This is a genomic window from Ralstonia sp. SA306, from assembly GCF_054792405.1.
Genome location: NZ_CP096452.1, coordinates 1796249 through 1815146, shown reverse-complemented (window position 1 = coordinate 1815146; position 18898 = coordinate 1796249). Strand labels below are relative to the sequence as shown.

Annotated in this window: 22 protein-coding genes; 10 read left to right on the top strand and 12 right to left on the bottom strand. The window is 64.6% G+C overall.

The annotated features are described in order from the left end of the window. Positions 1-102 precede the first annotated feature (102 nt). The 12 genes from M1D44_RS24675 to sctU form a co-directional block, all read right to left on the bottom strand. Positions 103-558 (bottom strand): type III secretion system chaperone family protein, encoded by a 456-nt coding sequence (locus M1D44_RS24675; protein ID WP_024978141.1) that lies wholly within the window; start codon positions 556-558, stop codon positions 103-105. A gap of 3 nt (positions 559-561) precedes the next feature. Beyond that, the gene (locus M1D44_RS24670) at positions 562-816 is read right to left on the bottom strand and encodes a hypothetical protein (protein ID WP_316852669.1); all 255 of its coding nucleotides are present in this window, start codon (positions 814-816) and stop codon (positions 562-564) included. Between the two features lie 169 nt (positions 817-985). Continuing rightward, positions 986-1186: a hypothetical protein gene (locus M1D44_RS24665; protein WP_024978143.1), complete on the bottom strand. Its 201-nt coding sequence runs from the start codon at positions 1184-1186 to the stop codon at positions 986-988. 208 nt (positions 1187-1394) lie between these two features. Beyond that, positions 1395-1640 (bottom strand): hypothetical protein, encoded by a 246-nt coding sequence (locus M1D44_RS24660; protein ID WP_024978144.1) that lies wholly within the window; start codon positions 1638-1640, stop codon positions 1395-1397. Positions 1641-1682: 42 nt separating this feature from the next. Further along, positions 1683-2657 (bottom strand): HrpD5 family protein, encoded by a 975-nt coding sequence (gene hrpD5, locus M1D44_RS24655; protein ID WP_316852668.1) that lies wholly within the window; start codon positions 2655-2657, stop codon positions 1683-1685. Then, on the bottom strand, positions 2654-3586 hold the full coding sequence (locus M1D44_RS24650; protein ID WP_316852667.1) for a type III secretion protein HrpV: 933 nt from the start codon (positions 3584-3586) through the stop codon (positions 2654-2656). Before M1D44_RS24650 ends, hrpD5 begins: the two co-directional genes overlap by 4 nt. A 9-nt stretch (positions 3587-3595) precedes the next feature. Next, positions 3596-3856 carry a type III secretion system export apparatus subunit SctS gene (gene sctS / locus M1D44_RS24645; RefSeq protein WP_024978147.1) on the bottom strand — a complete coding sequence of 87 codons (261 nt, stop codon included), beginning with the start codon at positions 3854-3856 and terminating at the stop codon, positions 3596-3598. Between the two features lie 10 nt (positions 3857-3866). Then, the gene (sctR, locus tag M1D44_RS24640; protein ID WP_045205537.1) at positions 3867-4517 is read right to left on the bottom strand and encodes a type III secretion system export apparatus subunit SctR; all 651 of its coding nucleotides are present in this window, start codon (positions 4515-4517) and stop codon (positions 3867-3869) included. Next, a complete protein-coding gene (gene sctQ / locus M1D44_RS24635) occupies positions 4504-5547 on the bottom strand; it encodes a type III secretion system cytoplasmic ring protein SctQ (protein ID WP_316852666.1) in 1044 nt (347 codons plus the stop codon). Before sctQ ends, sctR begins: the two co-directional genes overlap by 14 nt. 40 nt (positions 5548-5587) lie before the next feature. Beyond that, positions 5588-6190, bottom strand: a complete 603-nt coding sequence (sctP, locus tag M1D44_RS24630) for a type III secretion system protein SctP (RefSeq protein WP_316852665.1) — start codon at positions 6188-6190, stop codon at positions 5588-5590. A gap of 6 nt (positions 6191-6196) precedes the next feature. Then, positions 6197-8209 (bottom strand): FHIPEP family type III secretion protein, encoded by a 2013-nt coding sequence (locus M1D44_RS24625; protein ID WP_316852664.1) that lies wholly within the window; start codon positions 8207-8209, stop codon positions 6197-6199. Positions 8210-8219: 10 nt separating this feature from the next. Beyond that, positions 8220-9311 carry a type III secretion system export apparatus subunit SctU gene (sctU, locus tag M1D44_RS24620; protein ID WP_024978152.1) on the bottom strand — a complete coding sequence of 364 codons (1092 nt, stop codon included), beginning with the start codon at positions 9309-9311 and terminating at the stop codon, positions 8220-8222. Positions 9312-9657: 346 nt separating this feature from the next. Between sctU and M1D44_RS24615 the strand changes: the two genes are divergently transcribed. The 10 genes from M1D44_RS24615 to sctC all read left to right on the top strand — a co-directional run bounded on the left by M1D44_RS24615 (position 9658) and on the right by sctC (position 18836). Then, a complete protein-coding gene (locus M1D44_RS24615; RefSeq protein ID WP_024978153.1) occupies positions 9658-10143 on the top strand; it encodes an HrpB1 family type III secretion system apparatus protein in 486 nt (161 codons plus the stop codon). Positions 10144-10163: 20 nt separating this feature from the next. Next, entirely contained in the window at positions 10164-10550 is a 387-nt protein-coding gene (locus tag M1D44_RS24610) for a type III secretion protein HrpB2 (protein WP_024978154.1), read from the top strand. Then, positions 10547-11359 carry a type III secretion system inner membrane ring lipoprotein SctJ gene (gene sctJ / locus M1D44_RS24605; protein WP_316852663.1) on the top strand — a complete coding sequence of 271 codons (813 nt, stop codon included), beginning with the start codon at positions 10547-10549 and terminating at the stop codon, positions 11357-11359. Before M1D44_RS24610 ends, sctJ begins: the two co-directional genes overlap by 4 nt. Continuing rightward, on the top strand, positions 11356-11994 hold the full coding sequence (locus tag M1D44_RS24600) for a type III secretion protein HrpB4 (RefSeq protein ID WP_024978156.1): 639 nt from the start codon (positions 11356-11358) through the stop codon (positions 11992-11994). The genes sctJ and M1D44_RS24600 overlap by 4 nt, the downstream gene beginning before the upstream one ends. Next, entirely contained in the window at positions 11979-12722 is a 744-nt protein-coding gene (gene sctL / locus M1D44_RS24595) for a type III secretion system stator protein SctL (RefSeq protein WP_316852662.1), read from the top strand. Before M1D44_RS24600 ends, sctL begins: the two co-directional genes overlap by 16 nt. Beyond that, positions 12719-14038 (top strand): type III secretion system ATPase SctN, encoded by a 1320-nt coding sequence (gene sctN / locus M1D44_RS24590; RefSeq protein WP_024978158.1) that lies wholly within the window; start codon positions 12719-12721, stop codon positions 14036-14038. Before sctL ends, sctN begins: the two co-directional genes overlap by 4 nt. Beyond that, complete coding sequence (locus M1D44_RS24585) at positions 14035-14532, top strand: type III secretion protein HrpB7 (RefSeq protein ID WP_316852661.1); 498 nt, start codon at positions 14035-14037, stop codon at positions 14530-14532. Before sctN ends, M1D44_RS24585 begins: the two co-directional genes overlap by 4 nt. A 34-nt stretch (positions 14533-14566) precedes the next feature. Further along, the gene (sctT, locus tag M1D44_RS24580) at positions 14567-15415 is read left to right on the top strand and encodes a type III secretion system export apparatus subunit SctT (protein ID WP_024978160.1); all 849 of its coding nucleotides are present in this window, start codon (positions 14567-14569) and stop codon (positions 15413-15415) included. A 130-nt stretch (positions 15416-15545) separates the two neighbouring features. Continuing rightward, the gene (gene hrpB / locus M1D44_RS24575) at positions 15546-16982 is read left to right on the top strand and encodes a transcriptional regulator HrpB (protein WP_024978161.1); all 1437 of its coding nucleotides are present in this window, start codon (positions 15546-15548) and stop codon (positions 16980-16982) included. Between the two features lie 69 nt (positions 16983-17051). Beyond that, positions 17052-18836, top strand: a complete 1785-nt coding sequence (sctC, locus tag M1D44_RS24570; RefSeq protein ID WP_316852660.1) for a type III secretion system outer membrane ring subunit SctC — start codon at positions 17052-17054, stop codon at positions 18834-18836. The last annotated feature ends 62 nt before the right edge of the window (positions 18837-18898 follow it).

The window sequence follows — 18898 nt, the reverse complement described above, 5'->3', positions numbered from 1 at the left end:
TACGGCGTTATATGACAGCGGACGTTCGCGTTCACGAAATCATCACGGATGCTGCGAAGCCGCTCGGATGGAAGCGTTGTCGTTCGCTTCACGCATTGCGCGTTACGCGCGAATCCACACGTAAGTACCGTTCGAGAGGTTCTCGAACATGTCGTCGGTTGTCTGCAGGATGTTGTCGCGCCAGTACCGGCCGTGCTCGGCATAGTGGCCCAGCAGTTCGGCTAGCTGTTCGCCGTCGATGTCGGGGTCGTACGCCACGCGCACGATCAGGATGATGCCGCCTGTATCGCCATCCAGCCCGAGCTGGGCATGGTCTTGCGCATAGATGGTGACGTTGGCTTCGAGCATGAGGCGGAACACGCGCAGCGTGCGGCCGCCTGTGACGATGCCGTAGTCGAAGTTCAGGTAGAACGCATCGAGGTCTTCCTCGACCGCATCGATGATGACTTCGAAGCCCTCCACCGTGAGCCTGCCGGCGGCGATGATGGCATCGGCATCCGGAATCTGCAGATGCATGCACATGTCGCGGATGAGGCTGTCGCGCCGTTCCATGCTCATGCTTTACACCAGCAGGTCTTTGGCCGCTTTCGGGCCGGCTTCCATCAGCTTGGAGAATGCTTGCGTGCGGTTCAGTTCATCTTCCAGATGGGCTGCGTTCAGCATGTCTTGCGTGCCGGCGGATACCACGGCTTGCAGCGTACCGGATGCGCGCGCACCTGTGTGGGCGTGGGCGTGGGCGTGGGCGGGGTGCGACGCGGATTGGCCCGGTGCAGGGGGTGCCGGAACTGCGGAAACGTTGCGGTGGATCGGTGTCATGTCGGGATCGCGGTGGCGGGTCGGATTCAGTGAATCGGGCGGCGGCGCGATGGGCCGAGTGCAGAGAACAGCAGAAGCGCGCGGGCGGTGCGTTGAAAAACCGCTCGGGAACGGCGCGGCCCCGTTCCCGAACGTTGGCGGCACACGGTGTGCCGTCCGGAACCGATCATTACGAGATCAGGTCCTTGGCGGCCTTCGGGCCCGCTTCCATCAGCTTGGCGAACATGTTGACGCGGTTCAGTTCGTTTTGCAGCTTGGCTGCGTTCAGCATGTCTTGCTCGCCTTCCTTGGTGACGGCTTCGTTTTGAGCGTTGAACGACAGACGGCTAGCGGCGTCGCCCAGGCCAGCGGCAGTGGTTTGAATGGTCATGGAAAACTCCTTTGCAGTGGATGAATGGTCTCGGGTGAGAGCCGGGTTTTTCAACAACACCCCGGTATGGGATGTCGCTGATTCGGTTTAGCGAACGTGCTGCTGTTGTGTTCGCCGTGAAGTCATCATCGTGGATTTCTCTGCGCTGGACTGGCGAAGAGGCGAAATGTGATGTCGTCTCGCGAAGCCCGTCTGCGCGCTGCGCGTGTTATGCCGGGATCAACCCCGAGCACACTTGTGCCGCGCTGGAAAAACCATGCGACAGCACGCGAAGCTGCTCGCGCTGGTTGACGTCCACCGCACGAATGGCGCGCTGTTCCATGTCCATGGCGGTGTGCTTGAGCGCTTCAATGGCCTTGTTCAGCGGGCCGAAGTCCTTCGGGCCTTCCTGTTTGGCAAACGCCTGGATGCCGTCAAACGTTTCGATGATGTCGAGCGAGAAGTGGTCAAACATGTGGGTCTCCAGAAGAGGGAATGGCAAGAACGTACAGGCGCCTTAACGCCGCGCAGCGAGAAAATCTTTTGTGCCGTCTGAGCTTTCGATGTAGCTCAGTTCGTCAACCGAAAGTGCGGACGTGGCATCGGCTTTAGGGTCGCGCACGCGTGCTTGCGTGATGTCCAAGGCAATGTCTTTGATGTTGCCGCCCAGGTCGCTACGCACATGGTCCGCCGTTGCACGAACACGTTCCGGGTGCATGGCTGGTCCGGTGATGGAGAACCGGTTGCTGCCCAGGTAGCTGATGCGCAGCCCCGGTTCCTGCAGCGATTCACGCAGGTTTTCAATGACCTCCTGCGCGATTGAAAGATCGGTATGGACGGACGCTGACACCGCGCGCAGATCGCGCAGTGTGGCGAGCTCCTCGGCGGCTGAAGTCACGATGCCGTGCACGACGATCTCGTTATCGTGCTGCTCGATCTGCAAGCCGTCGATACGGTGCAGCGCCAGGCATGTGCGCACACGTTCCAACAGCGGTATCGGTGCCGTGGCTGCGGAATGCGCGGCGGAGGATGTTTCGCGCGTCGATGCCAGCAGCAGTGCGCACGGTGTCAGCAGCGCGACTGCCGTCACGCCCATCCAGCCTTTGCGTGCGCGGGGCCGGGTGGGCGTAGGCGTGTCGGCGGCAGGAGCTTGCGCGGCGGCAACGCTGTGGATGTCAGGCTCTGCGGCTGCGGGCGATAGCACGCGCTCCAGGAGTGCAAGATCGGATGGCCATGCCTCCCCGGCCGGGCCGACGCACAGAATGATCTCTCCAAAGCGGCGGGGGGTCAGGTCGTCCCAGGTGCTGCCGCCGTCGTCGGATTCGATCAGGACGCCGTGTTCTGTATCGACAAGCAGCGCGAGCGGATCGCCCGCCCAATCGGAGATGCGGATGCTGGCTTGTGCGTCGGGGCCTACCGTCCAGCGGCCTGGAGTCAGGTCGAGGCATGCGCCGGCATGCGCGCCTGCCAACACGCGAATGTGCTTATTCATGGTGATTGCGGGGAAGGATCAGGAAGCGGAGGCAGGGCCAGACCCAGCCCCGCCCGGTAAGACCAGAGTTCGGTTGTCCAGCGGCGCGCGACGGCGCTGCTGCGTGCGATGCTTTCGGCTCGCTCGCGGCCAATGCGCGGCCGCGATGGACTCAGCAGCAAGAGCGGAAACAGCAGGTTGAATGTTTTTTCGCGATCGGTCAGTGCGTGGGCGGCAGCGTGTTGTGGCGTGGTGTTTGCCAGCAGCCGGTCTTTCACAGCGGCCAGCGTGCCTGGCGTGCCTTCGACCGGCGTCTGTTTCAGATAGCTGCGCAGGATGTCGAACGCCATGCGCAGCGGCATCGGGTGGCCTGTATGCATGGCGTGCCGCACGGCAAGCAACTCCTGTTCAAGCTGCTGATAGCTGGGCGACTCCATCTCGGGCAGCAGCGTGTCGGCCGGCAACGCGGTGGTCCCGGCGCCTGCGGCCTTCTGCGGTGCGGCGGCGGCGGTCTCGGCGGCTTGTTCCTGCAAGTACTGCAGCAACAGGGCACGGCGGCCCTGGGCGCTGCGGTGGTCTCGCGACTGTTCGTCATCGCCGTCGCGTTGGTCTTGCCGGGACGGCAACCCAATCACCATGGGCTCGACCTTGCGCGCATGCTCCTCCAGCATGAGGAGCAATTCCTCGAACGTGCTGTCGGTGATCGGCTCTTCGGGCGAGCCCGCACCAGTGCGTTTGCCCGTGCGCGGCCGGCGCACGCGTTTTGCAACCTGTGCGACGTGCTTGTGATGATGCAGTTGATCTTCTACCAGCTGCTCGGCCCAATGGTCGTGTCCATGCGCGCCATGTCGATGATGCTTGCGATGGTGCTGCGCAGCCGTGTTCTGCGGTGCCTGTACCGGATCGGGCAACGAGAGAACGTTGGGCGTTGAGGCGGAGATGCGTGTCATGACACCGTCCTACTGGAAGAGCGATTGCAGGATCGTGTTGCCGAACTGGAGGATCGACGCGGCTCCCCAGGGTGCAGCCACCACAATCACCACGGACACGATGATGAGTTTCAGCCCATGCGAGATGCTGCTGTCCTGCAGCGAGGTCACGGCTTGCACGAACGAGATCAGCAGCCCGGCAATGGCGGACACCGCTACAGCGGGTAAAGACACCAGCAGGCACAGCATGAGCGCCGTGCTGGTCAGGCGCGTGATGTTGTCGTAGTCCATGGTGGCCCCTTTAACGATACGTGTTGACCAGGCCGTGAATCAGCACAGACCACCCGTCCATCACCACGAAGAGCAGCAGCTTGAATGGAATGGCGACGTTGCTGGGCGTCACTTGCGACAGCCCCAACGCCATCAGCAGGTTGGCGATCACGAGGTCGATCACGATGAAGACCAGATACAGCAGGAAGCCGATGCGGAATGCCGCCGTCAGCTCCGTCAGCGTGAAGGCTGGCGCGAGGATGATGAGGTCATCTTCCTTGAGCTGTGCGGCTTTGGCCGGCGGCCAGAGTTGCTGCGCAGAGCGCATGAAGAACGCTTTCTCGCGTGCGTTGGTGTGCTTGTCCAGGAACTGCCGGAACGGCTCGCGCGCGGCATCGAGCAGCGGCATGACCTGACTGACGTTCGCGCTGGAATCATTGAGCTGCATGTGGGCGCGCTGCATGGCCTCCATGCCAACGGGGGCCATCACGAAGCACGACACGATCATCGCAATGCCGTTGAGCACCATGCTGGGCGGCACCTGTTGCACGCCCAGCGCGTTGCGCAGCAGGCCGAGCACGACGACGATCTTGGTGTACGACGTGACCACCATGGCGGCAAACGGCAACAGCGCAATGGCAACCGCCGCAATGATGAGCGAGGCAAATTCAATGTTCTGCATGGCGCGCGCTCATGGCAGAGATCTGCAAGCCGAGATGCTCGCCCACGGCTACGAGCTGGCCGTGGCCCAGCGTCTGGCCGTGGCAGACCAGACGTACCGTGGCATCGCGCAGCAAGACGGGCAACTGCAAGACATGGCTTGGTGCCAGCGCAGCCAGCTCGGCCAGCGGCAGGCTCATCACGGCCACCTCAAGGTGTATGGGTACCTCCAGTGCTTCCACTGCGATGCCGTCTGTGCTGTCGTGTGTGGTGTCGCGTGCAGCGATCGTGTCGTCGTCAGTGAGCGTAGGAACATCGAGGATCGTCACGGTGCCTTCCTTGTAGTGAGCATGGGCAGTGAAGTGGGCGCGCCGGCTGTCGCCGCATGTCAGGCGTACGGCGCCCGCATCGGTGCCGGGGCAATAGGCGTGCTGGCCCCAGCCGAGCAGAACGTCGCCGGGTGCAAGCGAAGAGAGGGTGTGTGTTGGGCATCGACGGCTGGCGATACGCACGCCCACCGGCAGGCCCACTACGCCGAGTTGTGCAAGCACAGCGTTGCGATCGGCTACGGGCGGTGCAGGCGGCGCGGCAAGCCAATCGAGCGTGGCGATGCGGCATGGCGTTTCACCGTGTGGCCCATCGAGCCGCATCGGCAGTTCCTGCTGACCGCTGCGTTGCGCATCGTTGCGTTCGGGCGCGAACGTTGCCAGGGCGGCATCTCCCAACCCGGCGGCAGACAGCGTATCGAGCATCGGCGTCAACCAAAGCCCGGCAAGCGCCGTGCGGCGTTGCGCATCAGCTTCGTGCGCGATGGCGTGGAGCGCGGGGTGGTTGGCGCCTTCAACAACAACGTCGACCGCACACAGCGATGAACGGATGCCCAGTCGCACGGGCGCCTGCATGGGCGCGGCGTGGTCTACGGCGCGCAGTTGCCAGTGGCGGTCATCGTCATCCGGTAACGGCGTGCCGATCAGCCGTGTCAACGCGGCCTGGGCCGGCGTGAAGGCACGCAGATGCGCATCGAGCGGGGATGGCGTGAGCCCGGTGTTCATAGCGAGTCGGCGGGAGGTGTCGGGTGGGGTGTGGCAGCGGTCACCACACTTCGAGTTCGATATCGATGCGCTGCTCCAGCAAAACGTGAATGCGTTGGCGCAGTGCATCGCCATGCTCGGAGAGTAAGTCGCGCGCCCGCGGGTGTGCCGCCAGGAAGCGAAGCCATAGCGTGTGGGGCGAAAGGCGCAGGGTGAGGCGGGTGTCGGGCAGCACGCGCGGGTCGAGGTCCAGCGTGACCTCCCAGCATTCGCTGTTGGCCTTTACAACGCGGGAGCCGCAGAACCTGGAAAGCAACTGTGCGAGATGCTCCGTCACGGTGCTCCCCACGCTGATCTCCGAGCACGTGCGCACCAGGCGGCTGGCCATGGCCGAGGTGTGAAGCGGCGGGGCCTCGGGCGGGGCATCATCGGGCTGCGTGTCGGCGTCGGCGTGGTCGTGCGTGGGCGGCTCGTGCTCGGTGGTGTCTTCGCATGCGGCGTCGCTGTACGCATCGAGCGGTATCCAGGCGGTACTTTCACCCGCGCAGGACTCGGTCTGCATGCCGGTTCGCCCGTCTGCGCTGCGTTGCGCTACGGGGCGCCGGACGGGTGTGGTCGGATGGACGATGGGCGGGGCTCGCCACAGGCGTACGGGTGTGGTCATGGCGGCTTACAGCGTGAGCTTGCCCACGGGCTGCAGATCAACGTATGCGCCCAGTTCCTGGAACGAATACACGTTCAGCGCCTGCAATCGCGGCTCGATCATGCGGCGGACATAGCGGCGGATGTCCATGGACGTGACAATGGCAAGCGCCCCTGCCGGCGCTGCTCCCGATTGCGGTGCGGTGCGGCTCATGTGTTCCAGCCGCGTGACGATGGTGTCGACCTGCTGTGGATCGAGCGTCAGGAAGTTGCCTGCCGGCGTGGGTTTGATCGCCTGGCGCACCGTCTGCTCCACCGATTGGTCCAGCAGAATGGCGGGCATCTTGCGTGAGCCGCACGTGGCCTGGTGTGCGATCTGCCGCCCCAGATCGCCGCGCACGTACTCCACCAGCATCAACGTGTCTTTTTCTTTCGGGCCCCAGATGACAAGGCTTTCCAGGATCGCGCGCATGTTGCGGATGGGCACCTGCTCTTCCAGCAGGCGGCGCAGCACGTCGGCCATGCGCTGTGCGGGCACGGCCTTCTGCGCCTCGGTGACCAGACCCGGGTACTCGGTGGTCACGCGTTCCATGATCCATTGCGTTTCCTGCAGGCCGATGAACAGATGCGCGTTCTTGCGCAGCACGTGCACGACGTGGTCTGCAATCACCTGTTCAGCGTGAGGTGCGGTATCCGGGGCCGCCTCCAGTTGTGCGCGCATTGGTTCCGGCAGGTCGGATACCGATACCTTGCCGTCGGACACCGCCACCGGCTGGCCCGGGATGTCGTGCACCAGCACTTCATAGGCGTCTTCGGGTTGCGCGGCGCTCTTCCATACGGCAATGCCGGGGAAGGGCAGGCCTAGCTCTTCAGCCAATGCGTGCCGCCCGCTTTGGAATGCAGCATCGAGTTTGGGAATGTCGAGTCCCTCTGCCAGCCGCGTGCCCAGACGAACCCCCAGGGGTGCCGTGAACGACGGGGCCTTGTCGGCGATGGTCGGTGCCTTGTCTTTGGACCCTTCGCGCAGCAGCGCGGGCAGGGTATCGGTGTCGGCCGTGCTGCCCGTGTTCAGGCGCTTGCGCAACGTATAGCCAAAGGCGAAGACCGCACCTGCCAGCGCGATAAACAGAAACGACGGAAACCCTGGCACCAACGCAAAGCCTGCCAGCAACGCACTGGCGGTGAACATGGCCCGTGCACTGGTTGAAAGCTGCCGCACGATCTCCTTGCCGAGCGAGCTCGGCTTGGCGCCGTGGTCATCGTCAGACACGCGCGTGATCATCACGCCGGCCGCGACCGAGATCAGCAGCGAAGGAATCTGCGACACCATGGCGTCGCCGATCGACAGCACGGCGAAGCGGTTGGCGGCTTCGCCGGCCGTCATGCCGTGATACGTGATCCCGATCACGATGCCGGCCAGGATGTTGACCAGCGTGATGACCAGACCGGCAATCGCATCGCCCTTGACGAACTTCATGGCGCCGTCCATGCCGCCGTGCAACTGGCTTTCCATGGCAAGCAGCGCGCGGCGCTTGCGGGCCTCGTCTGCGCTCAGGTGGCCGGCGCGCAGATCGGCGTCAATGCTCATCTGCTTGCCGGGCATGGCATCGAGCGTGAAGCGTGCGCCGACCTCGGCCACACGCTCGGAGCCCTTGGCGATCACGATGAACTGCACGGTGGTGATGATCAGGAATACCACCATACCCACCACCAGGTTGCCGCCTACCACGAGCTTGCCGAAGCTCTCGATGATGTGGCCGGCATCTGCATGCAGCAGGATCGATTTGGTCGACGCGATGTTCAGCGAGAGCCGCAGCAGTGTGGTGAATAAAAGCAACGATGGAAATGCCGACAACGATGTCGCCGCGGGGATGTACATCGTCACCATCAGCAGCACGACCGATAGCGTGATGTTCAGCCCCAGCAGTGAATCGATCAGGACGGTGGGCAGCGGCAGCACCATCAACGCGATGACGGCAACCACCAACGCGGCGATGCCGATTTCGCCGCTGAATTCAGAGACGGCGGTCTTCTTGGCCATATCGGATGCCTCAGTTCAAGATGGAAGGGCTTGCGCCGGTGTGTCTGGCGCCGGTGTCTTTCGCGCCGATCTCGCCCACCCAGGCGAGGACTTCGGCCACGGTTTCAAACAGCGCTTCGGGCACGGGATCATTCAGCTTCACGAGGTACAGCGCGCGTGCCAGCGGCGGGTTGCCGATGATCGGAATGCCTAGCGCCTGCGCTTCTTCGCGCAACCTCAGGGCTTCGTCGTCGACGCCCTTGGCGGTGATGCACGGCAAGCCGCATTCTTCGGGCGCGTAGCGAATCGCCACGGCGTAGTGCGTGGGGTTGACGATCACGGCTTGCGCGCCGGCTACGCTCTGTTTGGGCTTGGCCTCGTCCACCATCTGGCGCGCGAGCTGCTTGCGCTGGCCCTTGATGTGCGGATCGCCTTCGCTGTTCTTGTGCTCGCGCTTGACTTCGTCCTTGCTCATGCGGTGGTCGCGGATGAAGAGCCAGCGCTGGATGCCAAAGTCCACGGCGCCGAGCAGCAGGAACAGCAGTCCGCCCGCACCCAACAGCTTCACCAGCATCGACATGCCGATCTGCGCGATATCCATGACCGGTTGATACGGCGTGCCCACAATGGTCGGCAGCAGCATCAGGACCAGCTTCCACAGCGCAGCCCCCACGGCGAGCGCTTTCACCAGCATCTTGAGCAGGTCAATCATCGAGCGCATGGAGAAGATGCGCTTCAGACCCGACGCGGGGTTGATGGCGCTCATCTTCAGTTCGAGCGGCTTGGTCGATAGCACGATGCCCGTCTGGCCCCACGTGGCAATCCATGCGACCAGTGCAAACACCAGGCTCAGCGGCAGCGTCATCAGCGCCAGCTGAAGCGCGACGTGGCCGAGTGTCTGCTTGAGCGTCATGGCTGGATGCCGGCTGTTGTTCACATCCAGCGCAAGGTCGACCAGCGCCCGCCAGCGGTCGCCCAGCAGCGATGCCGTCATGGCAAGCAGCAGGCAGCCCGCCAGCAGCACGACGGCGGCGATCAGGTCGGCACTCTTGGCGGTTTCGCCATCTCTGTGCGCGTCTCTGAGTTTCTTGTCTGTGGGCTCTTCGGTTTTTTCGTCCGACATGGCGGTGCCCTGGGGTGTCGACGGAGGAGGCCGCGGCGTGCGGTGCCGTAGCGATGCGACGCATTGTGCTGACGCGGGCGCTACGCGCTCGGCGCCTGGGCGAAGGCGGATGCGCCGTTCCGAAACCGCGGGAACAAAGGACAAGGGCAAGGACGAGGGCGAGGCGAGAGCGGGCGGCTTTGCCTTGTGCGTACTGGCGCACAGGGCCTTGCCGACTTCGGGGCCGGGCGCTCTTTTTCGGGGCGGCTGGCCGGCGCGCGGCATGCAGGCGTCTATGGTTCCACCCGAGGTCGGCCGGTCCACCAATGCCGGCATCGACATGACCCGACACGGAGAACCCTGCGATATGGAACCGATTCAATGTAGCAACCGCCTGCTGGGCGGGCTGCTCGAAGTCCTGATGTACGCAACGCGCAGCGGGCAGTTCGACAACGCGCAAGCGCTGCTGACTGCACTGCGCACGCTGCGCCCGAATTTTCGCGAACTCGACCTGGTGGAAGGCTGGCTGCTGGTAGGCCGGCATCAATACGCCGACGCCGCACGCATCCTGCGTGAACTGCACAACGGCGAGCGTGCCGAGAGCGTGGTGCCGTTTGCCTCGGCCATGATGGCCCTGTGCCTGAACGCCCTGGGCGATCAGGAATGGCACGTGTATGCCAACGAGGTGCTCGCGCGCGACGAAGACCCCGATTCCGTCGCGCTGGTGCGCACGCTGATCGGTGTGCAGGAAGAAATGGATGCCGGCACGTTCGGCACCCCCACCGCGGCGCCCGCCGCAGAGAGTGTGGATTTGAGCGCGTACCACAGCGCGCATTACTTCACCCGCGCCTAACCATCCTCCCGGAGCCCACCATGATCCAAGGTCCGACCGCTATTCCGCCGGTGACCGCCGGCACGCCGGGTACCGGCATCGCACCGGCTGAAGCCGCCACGCCAGCGCCCGAGCTTGTCGCTCGTTTCGAATCCATGCTGCAGAACGCCAAGCACGGTCAGCACCACAGCAAGGCGCCTTCGGCCGTTGGCGAACTGGTCAAGAAGGAAGATGCCGCCGTGCAGGCGTCGATGGCGCGTGTGGAGGCCATGACCGAGGCCGAACGCGGCATGTCGGTGCAGGAAGTGGTGGCCGAAGGCGTGCGCGTGCAAATGGAGTGCGCAGCCACCATGACGAAGATCCATCTGGGCAGCACCATTGCGCATTCCGGCAAGAACGCCGTGCAGACCTTGATGCGGAACCAATGATGCGGACCGCGCTTCCCTCCTGCCGCATGCGGCGCGGCGCGCTGGCACTGCTGTTTGCGCTGACCGCGCTGCTGGCGGGCTGCAACAAGCAGCTCTTTGCGCAGCTGAGCGAGGCTGACGCCAACGACATGCTGACCGTGCTGCTGCAGGCCGGTATCGACGCGCAGAAGAATTCGCCAGACGACGGCAAGACCTGGACAGTGATGGTCGACCAGGATGCCTTTGCCCGCGCGATGGAAGTCCTGCACAGCCACGGCCTGCCGCATGAAAAGTACGCGAGCCTGGGCGACATCTTCAAGAAAGACGGGCTCATTTCTACACCCACGGAAGAGCGGGTGCGTTTCATCTACGGCGTATCGCAGCAGCTTTCGCAAACGCTCTCGCGCATTGATGGCGTGGCCGTGGCCAATGTGCAGATCGTGCTGCCCAACAACGATCCGCTGGCCACCGTGGTCAAGCCATCCAGCGCATCGGTGTTCATCAAATACCGCCCGAGCGCCAACGTGTCTTCGCTGGTCCCCAGCATCAAGAACCTGGTCGTGCATAGCGTGGAGGGGCTCACCTACGAGAACGTCAGCGTCACGCTGGTGCCCGGCAGCGTAGATGCGCCCACCGCCGATGCCGCGAGCCGCACGCCTGCCGGCGTGTCGTGGGCCACGCTCGCGGCCGTGGTGGGTGCGCTGGGCGTGATCGTATTGCTGTGGCGCGCCGCAACCCGGCTGTCCGCTGTACGGACCCGGCTTGACGCAGCGCGCGCGCGCCTGGAAGACAAGTTGCCGGCACGCTGGAAGAAGCGCGCGACAGCATGAACCACACCAGCGCCGCCCCTGATCCGGCCGCCGCCATGATCCTGCGCATGTTGCACGCGTATCAAGAGCGGCTGCATGGGCTTGCGCACGTGCGCGATGCATCGGGGCTGGCCGCACAGGCAACCGATGTGCCGGCGGGCGCAGCCAAAGACTGGCGGCAGGTGTGTATCGCGCTTGGTGTGGGCCAGGTGGGCTTGCCGACATTGCTTTCGCATGCGCATCGCCTGGCGGTGCTGGATAAGGACGATCTCCAGCGCGTGCTGGCCGCCCGCATGCTGATCGGCAGGCGCGCCGCGCTGGCGCGATGCATTGACGGCGCTTATCTCGCCGGCGTTGCCGGTCTGTTGGGGGAGGCAGCCCTCACGGCATTGACGCAACGCGAGCACTGGGCGCCAGATCCCGGTGGGCCGTTGCCCGCACTCGACTTGGCGCAGCTTGCCGAGGCCGGCCTGCATGCCCTGATTGCCGACGGTACGGTGTCGGATCCGTCGCTCGCGCAACTGATGCGCCTGACGATCGGCATGCAGGCTGCCGTGCCGCCGTGCGCAGGTACGCCAACCGCTGAAACGCAAGCCGAATCCTTCATGGCTGCGTTGCCTGTTCTCTTTCCGGAGTTGTCATGGTTATTTGGTTGAGGCGCGATGCTCCGCTGGGCATTGGCTCGGACGTGATCCGTGCCGAAGATTACCGGCACGTGGTGGAGCTGGATGCCGCATGGCAGGCCGTGGAAGAAGCGCGCGAGGCTGCATTGGCGCAGGCTCACGCCCAGGCTGAAGCCATCGTGGCGCAAGCCCAGGCCAATGCAGATGAGTTGCTCAGGCAAGCCGAGCAGCGCGCGCAGCGCAGCGCCAAGCTTGGCTATGCCGCTGGTCAGCGACGTGCGTTGGAGGACTTTCACGCGTCCATGGCCGCGCGCGCGTACGACGATGACGAAGCCACGCGCCGCGAGGAAGACCGCCTGATCGCCACGGTCATGCAGGCGGTCGAGCACGTGGTGCTGGAATCCGATCGCCAGGCGTTGTTCGCGCGCGTGGCCGCCACGCTCGGTCGCGTGCTGCAAAGTCAGGCGCGCCTGACGGTGCGCGTGTGCGCAGACGAGATCGAACCAGCCCGTGCCGCCTTCGCCAAGGCCGTGCAGACGGGCTCGCTCAATGCCGCCTTCGAGGTGCTGGCCGACGACCGCGCAGAGCCCGGACATTGCCAATGCGAATGGGACCACGGCGTGGCAGACGCGAGCCTGCGCGTGCAATTGGCGGCGCTGCGTCAGGCGCTTTCAGCGCGCAGGCGCAAGCCTCTTGAACATGCCGATCCGCACGAAGACTTTGCAGATGACGACGGTGGCTTTGACGAGGATGCGGCATGACCAAGGCCGCGCTGATCGACGCCATGGACGAGGCGATCCGTAGCGTGGCGCCCGTCCAGCGGCTGGGCAAGGTCGTGGAAGTGACGGGCACCCTGCTGCGTGTGGGTGGCGTGGACGTCAAGCTTGGCGAGCTGTGCACCTTGACCACACCGGATGGAACGGAGCTTCAGCAAGGCGAGGTGGTCGGCTTTAGCGAGCACTTTGCATTGCTGGCGCCATTTGGCGGCGTGGTGGGCTTATCGCGTTCGACCCGCGTGGTGCCGAGCGGGCGCACGCTTTCGGTCGGGATCGGGCCCGGCTTGCTTGGCCGCGTGCTCGATGGCCTGGGCCGGCCCGCCGATGGCGGACCGCCGCTGGATGTGTATGACTACGTGCCGGTGTTCGCGCAGGCGCCTGACCCGATGTCGCGCCGCTTGGTGGAGCAGCCGCTGGCCACTGGTGTGCGCGTGATCGACGGATTGGCCACCTTGGCGGAAGGGCAGCGCATGGGCATCTTTGCGCCGGCCGGTGTGGGCAAGAGCACGCTGCTCGGCATGCTGGCGCGCGGCACCGAATGCGATGTCAACGTGATCGTACTGATTGGCGAGCGCGGCCGCGAGGTGCGCGAATTCATCGAGCAGATCCTGGGCGAGGAAGGCATGCGCCGCTCCGTGCTGGTGTGTGCAACGTCCGATCGATCGTCCGTGGAGCGCGCCAAGGCCGCGCACGTCGGCACCGCCATCGCCGAGTATTTCCGTGACCAGGGCCTGCGTGTGCTGCTGATGATGGACTCGCTCACGCGCTTTGCCCGCGCGCAGCGCGAGATCGGCCTTGCCGCGGGCGAGCCGCCCACGCGGCGCGGTTTTCCACCGTCGGTGTTTGCTGAGCTGCCGCGCCTGCTCGAGCGGGCAGGCATGAGCGCCACGGGCTCCATCACCGCGCTGTACACCGTGCTGGCCGAAGACGAATCCGGCAACGACCCCGTGGCCGAAGAAGTACGGGGCATTCTGGATGGCCACCTGATCCTGTCGCGCGACATCGCCGCGCGCAATCGCTATCCGGCCATCGACATCCTGAACAGCCTGAGCCGTGTGATGACGCAAGTCGCGCCGGCCGACCACTGCGCCGCTGCCGGCCGCATGCGTCAATTGCTTGCCAAGTACAACGAGGTCGAGACCCTGCTGCAGATGGGCGAGTACAAGGAAGGCAGCGATGCCGTGGCCGACACCGCCGTGCAATGGAACGGCTGGATGGAAGACTTCCTGCGCCAGCGCACCGACGAGTGGTGCAGCCCGGATGAGACGTATCGGCTGCTGACCGAGGTGGGCCAGACATGAAGCGCAAGCGCTCCGCGGTATGGCACACGCTGATCGAAGCCAAAACGCGCCAGCGCCGTCGTGTCGAAGCGGAGATCGCCGTCGCACAGCAAGTCGTGGCGGATGCACAGGCCGCCGCGCAAGACAGCGAAGACGCGTGCGAGCGCGCGCACGAGCGGCTGCGGGGCCATATCGGCCGCATGGATGAGCTGATTGCCGCCCCCGTGCTGCTGGCCGATGCGTATCTGCGCTACGACGCGTTTCGCGGCGAGCTTGACGATGCGGTCGTGCAGGCCGAGCACGACGCAGCGGCCGCGCACGCCGCCGTAGCCGAACGCGAAGCCGAACTCAAGGCGCGCCGCCAGGCCTTGGCGCGGCTCGATGCCATGCTCGACCAATGCCGCAAGACTGCAGAGCGGATCGACCAGCAGGAAGCCACCGAGCGCGAGCTTGCCACCGAGGAAGAAGCCGTCGAGGCCATCCTGGCGCGTCCGCGTCCACGCGCAGCGGCTTGATGGCGAAACATTCCGACGACATTCACGCATTCACATGGAAGCTATCGATACTGTTCTGCACGCCTGGTTTGATCTTGATGAAAGCGCGGAGGTCATCCTTGCGCTGCTCGCGCTGTCGTGCGTGCGCATCATGACTATCTTCGCGATCCTGCCGGCCACGAGCGACCAGTCCGTGCCCGGCACCGCGCGTAATGGTGTGGTCTACACGCTCGCCATCATCGTGGCGGCGGCGCAGCCACCCGCCGTGGCGGAGCATCTGAGCGCGGCCCGGTGGTTCCTGCTGGCGGGCAAGGAGATTTTTCTGGGTGCGTGCCTTGGCTACGCGGCGTCCACGGTGTTCTGGGTGGCGCAGACGGCGGGCACCATCGTCGACAACATGGCGGGCTTCAACAACGTGCAGATGAGCAACCCGTTGCAGGGTGACCAGAACACGCCCATCGGCAACACGCTGCTGAATCTGGCCGTGACGCTGTTCTATGCAGCGGGTGGCATGCTGTTCCTGCTGGGCGTGGTGTTCGAGTCGTTCCACTGGTGGCCGCTGGGCGCCACGCTGCCTGACATGAGCGCCGTGGCCGAGAGTTTTCTGCTGCAGCAAACCGATTCCATCTTCTCCACCGCCGTCAAGCTGGCCGCGCCGGTGATGATGACGCTGTTCCTCATCGACGCCGGCATCGGGCTGCTTTCGCGCGCGGCAGACAAGCTCGAGCCCGCGTCGCTCGGCCAGCCCATCAAGGGTGCGGTGGCCATCCTCATGGTCACGGCGCTGGTGGTGGCCATGTCCACCCAGGTGCGGGACACGCTTACATATAGCCAGTTGCTGCAGCGGGTCAAGAACGGACTGGTGGGCGATGGCACGTCGTCAAAACCGAAAAATATGCGGTGAGGATTGTTCAGCGCCTGACGAAGCTTTGTTGAGATTGTCGGTGCGGCGATTTCTTAGGATGTCCTTAGGAAATCCAACACCAAGCGGCCAGCCCTTCGCCAGCCGCAATCTCTGACACGGGAGCGTCGACATGCTGGGAAACATCTACTTTGCCTTGGCCTCCGGATTAGCAGCGCGTGAGCGTCTGCCGGACTATGCGAAGGCCGTCTTCGCGGAGGATTTCGACCGCGCGTATCAACTGGTCGACGATCATGGCGGCCTGCACGGCAAGGAGGCGGGCGACTACGCCGGCGTGCTCGCCATGGCCGATGCATCGATGCTGTTGGAGTGCGATGAAGACGCCGAAGAAGCGTTCCGCACCGCGCAGCGTCTGATTCGCCATTCGGATGATCAACTGCGCGTGGTCTCGTGCCGCAACATGGGCTGGCAATCGCTGCTGCGCGATCGTTATTCGGCTGCTGCGGGCTGCTTCTCCCGCATGGCCGAAGACGATGGCGCGACATGGCTGCAGCGCGTCGAAGGCATGATGGGCCTGGCCCTCGTGCACCACCAGCTTGGTCAGCAGGACGCAGCAGACGAGGCGCTGCAATCGGCCCGCGCCATTGCAACGGAGCGCAATGATGCCGGCTGGGTCACTACGCTGGATCTCGTTGTGTACGAGTTTGCGGTGCAGGCTGGCATCCGATGCTCCAACCGCTTGCTGGAACACGCGTTCTGGCAGTCGGCCGAAGTGGGTGCCGCGATGCTGCACCACCATGGCGGCCGCGACGGATGGGCCCCCAACGGTAAGCACGATGCGAGTGTGCCCGCGATGATCCATCGCCGCGCCGAATATCTGAGCCTGCTGCGCCGCATGGCAGATGGCGATCGCGCTGCAATCGACCCGCTCATGGCGATCATCGGGCAGTCCCGCCGCATGGGCAGCCGTCTGTTGATGCAGACGAAAGTGGAGGTTGTGCTGGCAGCGCTCAGCGGCGAGCAGCACGACGTGGCCGGCAAGGTGTATGACCAGATCTGCAATCGCGATACGTCTTTCGGCGCGCGCCGCTGGAATTTCGACTACCTCTACTGCCGCGCCAAGATGGCCGCGCAGCGTGGCGATGCTGCTGGTGCGCTCAAGTACTACACCGCCTATATGCAGGACGCCCTGCGCTGCCTGCGCACCGAATCGCCCGGCGTGCGCCGCGTCAGCCAGACCACGCCCGCTGCGTCACGTGCGTCGGATGATGTGAGCGCGCGGCTGTCTGCCAAGTACCGTCGTGCCTATCACTACATCCTCGACAACATCGAACGCAGCGACCTGACCACGCGTGAGGTGGCCGCGCACATCAACGTGACGGAGCGCGCGCTGCAACTTGCGTTCAAGAGCGCGGTGGGCATGTCGCCCAGCTCGGTCATCCGGCGCCTGCGTCTGGAGGGCATCCGCTCCGACCTGCTGGACGAGGGGCGCGGGCCGTCGAACATCATCGATACGGCATCGCGCTGGGGCATCCGCAGCCGCTCGGCGCTGGTCAAGGGGTATCGCAAGCAGTTCAACGAAGCGCCCTCGGAAACCATCTGGCGTTAAGCCGCGGGCGCTGTATCGCATGGCCGCGCGCTGGCGCGGTCTGTCTTCTTCATTCTCACGAGTGCAACCATGCATCTGACTCGAATTGCGGGCCGGAAGGGTCGCGTGCTGGCCGCGTGCCGGTGCTTGATGGCTGCGGCCATCGCGGTGCTGTCGCTGGCCGGAAGTGCCGCTGCGGCGGTGATCCCGTGGCAGTCGCAAAAATTTGAATACGTGGCCGACCGCAAAGACGTGAAAGATGTCTTGCGAGACCTCGGCGCCAGCCAGCACGTCATGACGTGGATATCGCCGCAGGTCGAGGGCAGCGTGACGGGCAACTTCAATGAAACGCCGCAGCGGTTTCTCGATCGCATGGCCGCCACGTTCGGCTTTGCCTGGTACTACGACGGCGCCGTGCTGCGTGTGACGGGCGCCAACGAAGCGCAGAGCGCCACCATCGCGCTGCAGCGCGCGTCTACCGCGCAGGTCAAGCGTGCGCTGACGCGCCTGGGGGTGACCGACCCGCGCTTTCCCGTGCTGTACGACGACGAAACGGGCAGCGTGGTCGTATCCGGGCCGCCGCGCCTGGTCGAGCTCGTGCAGGACATCGCACGCCTGATCGATCGTGGCCGCGAGGATGCCAACCGCACCGTCGTGCGCACCTTCCCGCTGCGCTATGCCTGGGCCACGGATCACACCATGCTGGTGGACGGCCAGTCCATCACCATTCGCGGTGTCGCATCCATCCTGAACAGCATGTACGGCAACAACGCGCCCAGCACGGAGAACACGCCGCTGCGCAGCGGTGACCGCCGTGTCGACAGCGTCGCCCCCGGAGAGTCCAACGCAGGCCGCGCCGGCACGCGCGCGCTGTCGGGCCTTAACGGCAACGATCGCAATGGCGGCAAAGCGCCGCTGCCGCCAGGCGGTATCGGCCAATATGCTGGCGGCGGTTCGGTGGCACCGCTGCCCAGCGGCGAAGGCCGCAACCGCGCGGATGCTTTTCAGGAAGACGGCGGCAGCGCCCCGATCATCCATGCAGACCCGCGCAGCAATTCGGTGCTCGTACGAGACCGCGCAGACCGCATGGCGGCCCATCAATCGTTGATTGAATCGCTGGACACGCGCCCGGCTGTGCTGGAGATCAGCGCCAGCATCATCGAGATCAGCGAGAGCGCATTGGAAGACCTCGGCGTTGACTGGCGTCTGCACAACAGCCACGTCGACATGCAAACCGGTTATGGCACCAACACGCAATTGTCCAATCCGGGCTCGCTCGATGCGGTATCCACAACGGCCAATGCCGCTGCTGCCATTGCCGCCACGCCGACGGGTGGGGTGTTGACCGCTGTGATCGGTGGGGCATCGCGTTACCTGATGGCGCGTATCAGCGCGCTGCAGCAGACCAATCAGGCGCACATTACCGCGAGCCCCAAGGTGGCCACGCTCGACAACACCGAGGCCATCATGGACAGCAAGCAGAATTTCTATGTGCCGGTGGCGGGGTATCAGTCGGCGGATCTGTACAGCATTTCGGCGGGTGTGTCGCTGCGCGTGTTGCCGATGGTGGTCACCGACGGCGGCACCTCGCGCATTCGCATGAACATCCATATTGAGGATGGCCAGATCACCAATCAGATGGTGGGTAACCTGCCGGTGGTCAACAAGAGCGAGATCAACACACAGGCGCTCATCAACGAAGGCGAGAGCCTGCTGATTGCCGGTTACTCGGTAGACCAGCAGACCAAGGGCGTAGATGCTGTGCCCGGGCTTTCGAAGATCCCGTTGCTGGGGGCGCTGTTCCGGCATGACCAGACGACGGGCCAGCGATTCCAGCGGTTATTTCTGCTGACACCGCGCGTGGTGGCGCTGTAGTGCTTTTGCCGATGTCGTCACGACAAAGCCTCCCTAAGGGAGGCTTTGTCATTCGTGCCCGC

Coding starts and splice junctions, on each gene's coding strand:
- M1D44_RS24675 (WP_024978141.1), bottom strand. CDS start 558: ATGAGCATGGAACGGCGCGACAGCCTCATCCGCGACATGTGCATGCAT.
- M1D44_RS24670 (WP_316852669.1), bottom strand. CDS start 816: ATGACACCGATCCACCGCAACGTTTCCGCAGTTCCGGCACCCCCTGCA.
- M1D44_RS24665 (WP_024978143.1), bottom strand. CDS start 1,186: ATGACCATTCAAACCACTGCCGCTGGCCTGGGCGACGCCGCTAGCCGT.
- M1D44_RS24660 (WP_024978144.1), bottom strand. CDS start 1,640: ATGTTTGACCACTTCTCGCTCGACATCATCGAAACGTTTGACGGCATC.
- hrpD5 (WP_316852668.1), bottom strand. CDS start 2,657: ATGAATAAGCACATTCGCGTGTTGGCAGGCGCGCATGCCGGCGCATGC.
- M1D44_RS24650 (WP_316852667.1), bottom strand. CDS start 3,586: ATGACACGCATCTCCGCCTCAACGCCCAACGTTCTCTCGTTGCCCGAT.
- sctS (WP_024978147.1), bottom strand. CDS start 3,856: ATGGACTACGACAACATCACGCGCCTGACCAGCACGGCGCTCATGCTG.
- sctR (WP_045205537.1), bottom strand. CDS start 4,517: ATGCAGAACATTGAATTTGCCTCGCTCATCATTGCGGCGGTTGCCATT.
- sctQ (WP_316852666.1), bottom strand. CDS start 5,547: ATGAACACCGGGCTCACGCCATCCCCGCTCGATGCGCATCTGCGTGCC.
- sctP (WP_316852665.1), bottom strand. CDS start 6,190: ATGACCACACCCGTACGCCTGTGGCGAGCCCCGCCCATCGTCCATCCG.
- M1D44_RS24625 (WP_316852664.1), bottom strand. CDS start 8,209: ATGGCCAAGAAGACCGCCGTCTCTGAATTCAGCGGCGAAATCGGCATC.
- sctU (WP_024978152.1), bottom strand. CDS start 9,311: ATGTCGGACGAAAAAACCGAAGAGCCCACAGACAAGAAACTCAGAGAC.
- M1D44_RS24615 (WP_024978153.1), top strand. CDS start 9,658: ATGGAACCGATTCAATGTAGCAACCGCCTGCTGGGCGGGCTGCTCGAA.
- M1D44_RS24610 (WP_024978154.1), top strand. CDS start 10,164: ATGATCCAAGGTCCGACCGCTATTCCGCCGGTGACCGCCGGCACGCCG.
- sctJ (WP_316852663.1), top strand. CDS start 10,547: ATGATGCGGACCGCGCTTCCCTCCTGCCGCATGCGGCGCGGCGCGCTG.
- M1D44_RS24600 (WP_024978156.1), top strand. CDS start 11,356: ATGAACCACACCAGCGCCGCCCCTGATCCGGCCGCCGCCATGATCCTG.
- sctL (WP_316852662.1), top strand. CDS start 11,979: ATGGTTATTTGGTTGAGGCGCGATGCTCCGCTGGGCATTGGCTCGGAC.
- sctN (WP_024978158.1), top strand. CDS start 12,719: ATGACCAAGGCCGCGCTGATCGACGCCATGGACGAGGCGATCCGTAGC.
- M1D44_RS24585 (WP_316852661.1), top strand. CDS start 14,035: ATGAAGCGCAAGCGCTCCGCGGTATGGCACACGCTGATCGAAGCCAAA.
- sctT (WP_024978160.1), top strand. CDS start 14,567: ATGGAAGCTATCGATACTGTTCTGCACGCCTGGTTTGATCTTGATGAA.
- hrpB (WP_024978161.1), top strand. CDS start 15,546: ATGCTGGGAAACATCTACTTTGCCTTGGCCTCCGGATTAGCAGCGCGT.
- sctC (WP_316852660.1), top strand. CDS start 17,052: ATGCATCTGACTCGAATTGCGGGCCGGAAGGGTCGCGTGCTGGCCGCG.